Source organism: Streptomyces sp. NRRL F-5122, from assembly GCF_001507435.1.
Classification (GTDB): Bacteria; Actinomycetota; Actinomycetes; order Streptomycetales; family Streptomycetaceae; genus Streptomyces; species Streptomyces lannensis.
The window spans coordinates 20,574-27,021 of record NZ_LMWH01000287.1 but is presented as its reverse complement, the minus strand read 5'-3'; the positions used below and the strand labels follow the sequence as shown (position 1 = coordinate 27,021).

Sequence of the window (6,448 nt, the reverse complement as noted above, 5' to 3'; positions counted from 1 at the left end):
CTGGCTTGGTCGATCCGGTTGGACCGGTGGGTGTGCCAGCACTCGGAGCACTGGCGGGAGGTGTTCCTCGGGTCCACGTGTACTACGGGGACACCTGCCCGCCTGGCCTTGTACTCGATGAACGCGCCGAGCTGGGCGAAAGCCCAGGAGTGCAGTCGTGCCCGCTGGTCTTTCCTGGCCGTAACCCTCTGCCGGATACCGGACAGGTCTTCCAGTCCGATGCCCCGCAAGGTGCGTTCAGCGGTGTGCACGAGCTTCTTGGCGATGATGTGGTTGCGCTGGGTGGCGTACCTGGATTCCCGCCGCCGGATGCTCTTCAACCGGCGTGTGGCAGATTTTGTCCGCTTCTTCTGCAATGTGGTCCGCAGGTCGCGGTGCCGCTTGCGGTAGCGGTTGACCTGGCGGCCGGACATGATCTGGCCGTCCGAGGTGGTGGCGATGTTGACGATGCCGAGGTCCACACCGAGGAACCCGGTGGGCTCGTACGGTGCCGGTTCGGGCACGTCGACAGTGGCGGTCAGGAAGAACATGCCGTCCCGCATCACCAGGTCCGACTCGCCCTTGCGGGAGGCGAGGAGTTTCATCGCCTCGGGCGAGCAGACGAACGCAATGCCCTTCAACCGGCCCGCCACCGTCCAGATGCTGACTGTCCGCTCGTCAAGGTTCCAGGTCAGCATGCGGTCGTCGTACGGCTGGGCCGCGCCCTCACGGAACCGGACCGGCCTGTTCTCGGCCCGTATCCGGCGCTTGCCGCCTTCCGGCCCAAGGTTCCCGGCCTTGATGTTCGCTTTCAGGGTGGCGTAGGCGTCACACACCTTCTTGATGGTGCGGACGGCCGCCTGTGCTCCGAGGTCGAAGTCGGCCTTGATCCGGTGGTACACAGCCTCCTGCAGCCCGTTGCGCCGTTTCAGATCACGGTCGAACGCCACCTCGGAGGCGGCATTCGCGGCCCGGTTGCAGGCACGCAGGGTCGCTGCCAGTGCGTCCGCGTCATGAGCAGACACATATGACAGCTGACGAGAAATCAACTGCTGTCGGTCAAGAGCACTCCACCGCCACGGGGCTCCCCACGAGGGAGCCATTCCTCCCGCGGCTGAAGCCCCCGGCTCCCTGACGAGAGACCGGTGAACCCTCCGAACAGGCTGTGCACAGGTCGTCCTCGGCCCTCGGAGTGGTTCCCCGGCCGGCCCGCGGACACGGTGGACGGTCAGCCGTGCGTTCGCCTCGCACGGCTGACCAACCCTCGGTCCGGGCCGGGATCATCCCCTCTCCCGGTCCTGGCTCGCCCCGACCCCGCTCCCCCACCATCACGAGTCACGGAACGCCCCATCTCCCCGCCACCAAGCGCCAGGGCGAAGCGCATGCTGACAGTGTGCGCCGCTACTCAGACAGCGGCCTGGTCGGCAGCGCGCAGTGGCGCGAGCGCGGTGCTCCAGGCGAGCAACTCGTCGACGAGCTGGTACACCTTCGAAGTGTGCAGGTCCTGCGGCTTGAACTGCGTGTTCTGCACGAAGTCGTCACGCAGCGTCAGCGTCAGTTGCGGTCCGATGTCCGCCATCCGCAGCCGTCCTGCCTGCCCCCGCAGCTCCTGGACCGCCATCACGGCACCGAAGATCCCGTAGCCGACGTACGCCACCGCCTTGTGCGTCCACTCCCGGTAGAGATAGTCGATGGCGTTCTGCAGGGATGCGGGAGCGCCGCCGTTGTACTCGGGCGTGACGAAGATGTACGCGTCGTACGAGGCGGCCCGCTCCGCCCAGCGTCGGGTGTGCGGATTGCTGCCGGGCACCACGAGGGCGGGGACCGGTTCGTCCAGCAGCGGAAGTTCGAACTCCTTCAGGTCGAGCAGTTCGAACACGGCGGCTTCCCCGGCGTGCTGTGTGGCGAGCTCCTGCAACCATGCGGCCACCTGTTCGCCGTTGCGACCCGGGCGAGTGCTGCCGATGATGATGCCGATCCTTGTCATCGCTGATTCTCCTGCTCTGCTTGCGGTGTGTTCCGGTCGCGTGATTTCCGGTCGGTGCGGTGAGACGGTGCCGTGTGCCGCCGCCCGGCGACTCCGGTTCGCGGCGCTGTGGGCGGCCAGGAAGCCTGGACCGCTGCGGGTGTGGTCACCGTCGTGCTCATGCTCAAGACACGTCTCCGGCCGACCGGTCGACGAGCATCCCGGCTGCCGCGCCCGCCAGCGGACTCCGGTCGCGGTACCTGACCTCGTAGACGCGCTCGGTGAACTTCCAGCCGGCCAATGTGCGCTGGTAACGGTCGTGATAGATGGCGTAGTTGATCTCCGACCTGCCGTCCCGGCCGCGTCCCAGTTCCTGCATGTAGGAACGGCCGGACGCCAGGTCGCCGTCCAGCCGGATCACGCCGGGATGGGTGGTCTGCACGAGGAATTCCACAAAAGCCGGTACGCGCTCGCCCCAGGCGCGGATCGCGGCCTGCCCGGTGAGCTCGACAGGGATGTTGGGCATCCGCAACGCCCCCTCGGGCGCGAAGAGCGACGCCACGTGGTCGTAGTCGCGCATCATCACCGCGTCCGTGAACTCGCCGCGCAGTGCCTCGATCTCGACACGGTCAGCGATCACCCGAAAGTCGGTCATCATTTCCTCCATGTCACAACACGAGCTCGAAAAGCCTCAGTTGGTTGTGGCGGTGTCAACCGCCGACCCCGACTTCGCTGGGCTTCCCTGCTCGCGGAAGCGTGTTCGTCTCAGCAGTCCGACGAAGCACTCCCGCGGATTGTGAGGCGGCGGACCGGCCTCATAATCCGGCCCGCCGTCTCGTCGGAGGTTCAGAGGGCACAAGGCGACCGAGGGAGCTGACGGCACCATGAGCACCGCATCCGCGCCGGGACACGGCACGTCCGAGCCGAGCCTGAGTGTGATCATGAGCGAGCGGCGTCAACTGATCAATCTCGCCTACCGGCTGCTCGGTTCCCTGACAGACGCCGAAGACGTCGTACAGGAGACCTACGCCCGGTGGTACGCCATGTCCGCGGACCAGCAGCAGTCCATCGGCTCCCCCGGCGGCTGGCTGACCCGGGTCGCCGGCCGCATCTGTCTCGACCTGCTCGGCTCGGCACGGGTCCGGCGTGAGCGGTACGTGGGCGAATGGATTCCCGAGCCGCTGCCCGAACGCTCGGAGTGGATCAGCGTCCGGCCGGGCGTCTCCTCGGCCGACCCGGCCGATCGGGTGACCCTCGACGAGTCGGTGAGTATGGCTTTCCTGGTCGTGCTCGAATCGATGACGCCGGCCGAACGGGTGGCGTTCATCCTGCACGATGTCTTTCGCTACCCCTTCTCCGACGTGGCCGAGATCGTCGGCCGCACACCGGCGGCGTGCCGCCAGCTGGCCTCCTCGGCCCGCCGCCGTATCCACGCCTCGTCGCAGGCTCCCGCGCCCTCGACGGCCCGCCAGGCGGATATCGTCAAGGCCTTCAAACAAGCCTGGGAGGCCAAGGACATCGACGCCCTCGTCGGCCTCCTCGACCCCGACGCCACGGCGATCGCCGACGGCGGCGGCCTCGCCAACGCCGCGCTGCACCCCATCACGGGCGGCGAGCGGATCGCCCGTGCCTGGGTCGAGATCGCCGAACGGGTCCCCGACCTGACACACCTGGAACGCACGGTCAACGGTCAGCCCGGTCTGGTGGCTCAGGACGGCGGTGTCACCGTGACGGTGTACGCATTCGACATCACGGGCGACCGGATCAGGCACATCTGGGCGGTACGCAATCCGGAGAAGTTGCGGCTTTTCACGGACGGTTGATGCGTCCCCGGCGGCCTGCCGCAAGTCGGTGCCATTGACCGCCCTCCGGCTGGCGACGTACACACGGCGACGTCAGCACGCATGAGTCGGCCCGGGCAGCCCTTGCACGCCCGGCCGAGGGCTGCCGCCTGTTCCAGCTGAGGCGGTCGACCCCGTCCGTGCTATGGCCCGCTCGGTGACGCCTCGGGCACCCCGGACTCAAGTCGCCGCACTTCGCTGGGACTTCGCCGGCACACACCGCCAGGCAAGGCCTGCGGCGGTCAGGTAGGCGAGCGCGCCGATGGTCATGCTGATGCGCAGCCCGGCGTTGTAGTCGGTGGCCGAGGCGAGCAGGCTGCCGCCGAGTGCTACGCCGGTGGCGCTGCCGATCTGACGTGTGGTGTTGAACAGGGCTGAGGCGGCCCCCGAGTATGCCTGGGGCGCGGCTCCCATCACGGTGGCGGTGGAGCCGGTCAGGGCGAAGGAGGTACCGAATCCCGCGGCCATCATCGGAACCACCAGTAGCGGATAAGCGGGGTCGGCGCCGGCCGCGGCCCAGCCGGCCAGCCCCAGTGCGGCGAGGAGCATGCCGGAGATCACCAGCGGACGATCACCGGTGCCGCGGGACAACCGTCCGGACAGGACGGAGGCGAACATGGTCATCGCGACCGCCGGGAACAGCGCCAGCCCGGTGCCGAGAGCGGTGAAGCCGCGCTGGTGCTGGAACTCCAGGCTGGCGGTGAAGACCATCCCGTAGAAGCCGAAATTGAACAGAAGGCCGATGACGGCTCCACCGCTCAGCGCACGCGAACGCAGCAGGCTCGGCGGGAGTGCCGGCGACCGGGCCAGCCGCTCGCGTACGGCGAACGCCGCGGCGGCCAGCACGGCCAGACCAGCTCCGGCGAGTACGACCGGATCGGACCAGCCCCGCCGCCCCGCCTCGTTGAGCGCCGCGGTCAGTAGGGCCACCGCCGCGACGACCGCACACTGCGCCGGCCAGTCCGGGGTCCTGGCGGAGCAGCGGGGCGAGCGAGCGACATGCCGCAGCGTCAGCGCCAGACAGGCCACGCCGACAGGCAGGTTGATGAGGAACACCCAGCGCCAACCCACCGTGGAGACCAGAAGCCCGCCCAGCAGCGGACCGGCGGAGGCTGCGATGCCCGCCATCGCTCCCCACAGGCCGAAGGCCCGCGAGCGTGCGGCCGGCGCCGGGTAGGCCTGCTGCAGCAGGGCCAGGGAACCGGGCACGATGAGCGCCGCGCCCAGCCCCTCCACCAGGCGGGCCACCACCAGGAAGGGTGAGTTCGGTGCGAGCGCGCAGGCGGCCGAGGACACGGTGAACACCACCACACCCGCGCAGAAGATCCGGCGGTTGCCGAGCCGGTCGCCCAGCGCACCACCGGTCAGCAGGAAACCGGCGAAGACCAGGGTGTATCCGTCGGTGATCCACTGGATGCCGGTGAGCGATGCGGCCAGTTCGCGGCCGATCACCGGTACGGCGACATTGATGACCGTCACATCCAGGATCACCATGAAGTATCCGGCGCACACCGCCAGCAGCGGTGCCCGGGAACGTCGCTCGGAGCGTGGCGCCGGCTCGGGAGAGGGCAGGGAATCACTGCTTCCGGCCGACTCCGCGAACGCCACTGCGCCAACTCCATCCGTCCGCGCAGGGTCTGACCCAGCACGCGCAACACCGGATATATACCGCAGGTTGCAGGAGCTCGGCTGCTCAACTCGCCTCCGCCGCGGAAGTGGGTCCGAGCGGGTGCGGCGACCGGCCACGCGGCTTGCGGGAGCGGCCGACCCGGCTCGCCACCGTGTCACCGATGGCCTCAGGCGAAGTCTTCAGGAGCAGCTAGCTCACTCGATCGGCTTCAGACGTCGTTTCATTTGGTGAGGCGGCGGTGGCAGATGCGGGCTGCGACTACGCCGGCGAAGGCGGGTGTCAAAGCCGGCGCGATGTCCGTGGAGACGGCACCCGCCACCCCGACGCCACGACGTCCTCCAGCAGGACGCAGGCAACCTTTGAGCGCGGCCTGGCGCGTCCCGCTGGAATGCGGAGCGGGTTGAGCTGCCGAACGATGGATGATGCTCGGCCTGCGGAGGCGCCACCGAAGCCCATCACAGGACGAGACTCCTGCGATGGGGGCAGTGAAAGGAGCTTCCACCATGAAACGGGAGATGAACACCCTGGGGAAGGCGGCGATCGCTGCGGTTCTGGCGGCGTGCTCCCTGGGCGCGCCGCCCTCGCTTGCATCGGCTAGCACTCCATCACCCAGCGTGCAGGAAAAGCGGAAAAACCCTTACGATGTGCTCAATGCCGCCGCCGCCCGAGGCCCCATCACCGTGACGCCGCTTCGGGGTGGCGTGTACCTGCTCCAGGGGTCAGGCGGAATCATCGGCGTACTGCCGAGCAAGGACGGCGCCTTCATGGTCGACGCCGGCATCGCCGTTTCTCGCCGGAAGCCGGAACGCGCCCTGCAGAAGCTCGGGGCTTCCCACATCAGGTACCTCGTCAACACCCATTGGCATTTCGACCACACGGGCGGAAACAGCTGGGTCCACGAGCGTGGGGCGGAGATCATCGCCGCCCCCAATACCCTGCGCAACCTGAGCGAGACCATCCGGGTGGTGGAATGGGCGCACACCTTCACCCCAGTCCCTGCCGCCGCCCGACCGACCGTGACCGTCGCCTCCG

5 protein-coding genes and 1 pseudogene are annotated in these 6,448 nt (G+C 68.4%); 2 read left to right on the top strand and 4 right to left on the bottom strand.

The annotated features are described in order from the left end of the window. From ADL25_RS40905 to ADL25_RS40895, 3 genes are all read right to left on the bottom strand, one after another. On the bottom strand, nucleotides 1–1,004 hold a 1,004-nt coding region (locus ADL25_RS40905; RefSeq protein ID WP_234381259.1), incomplete at its 3' end, for an RNA-guided endonuclease InsQ/TnpB family protein. Nucleotides 1,005–1,384: 380 nt separating this feature from the next. Beyond that, entirely contained in the window at nucleotides 1,385–1,966 is a 582-nt protein-coding gene (locus tag ADL25_RS40900) for an NADPH-dependent FMN reductase (RefSeq protein ID WP_059133015.1), read from the bottom strand. A gap of 163 nt (nucleotides 1,967–2,129) precedes the next feature. Continuing rightward, nucleotides 2,130–2,600 (bottom strand): nuclear transport factor 2 family protein, encoded by a 471-nt coding sequence (locus ADL25_RS40895; protein ID WP_059133019.1) that lies wholly within the window; start codon nucleotides 2,598–2,600, stop codon nucleotides 2,130–2,132. A 229-nt stretch (nucleotides 2,601–2,829) separates the two neighbouring features. Between ADL25_RS40895 and sigJ the strand changes: the two genes are divergently transcribed. Next, complete coding sequence (sigJ, locus tag ADL25_RS40890; protein WP_059133014.1) at nucleotides 2,830–3,768, top strand: RNA polymerase sigma factor SigJ; 939 nt, start codon at nucleotides 2,830–2,832, stop codon at nucleotides 3,766–3,768. 198 nt (nucleotides 3,769–3,966) lie between these two features. Here the strand turns inward: sigJ and ADL25_RS40885 are convergent, their stop codons facing one another. Further along, entirely contained in the window at nucleotides 3,967–5,394 is a 1,428-nt protein-coding gene (locus ADL25_RS40885; RefSeq protein ID WP_199839302.1) for an MFS transporter, read from the bottom strand. Between the two features lie 441 nt (nucleotides 5,395–5,835). Here ADL25_RS40885 and ADL25_RS52500 point away from each other — a divergent pair. Beyond that, nucleotides 5,836–6,381 (top strand): annotated as a pseudogene (locus tag ADL25_RS52500) (MBL fold metallo-hydrolase); the annotation flags it as partial. Between the last annotated feature and the right edge of the window lie 67 nt (nucleotides 6,382–6,448).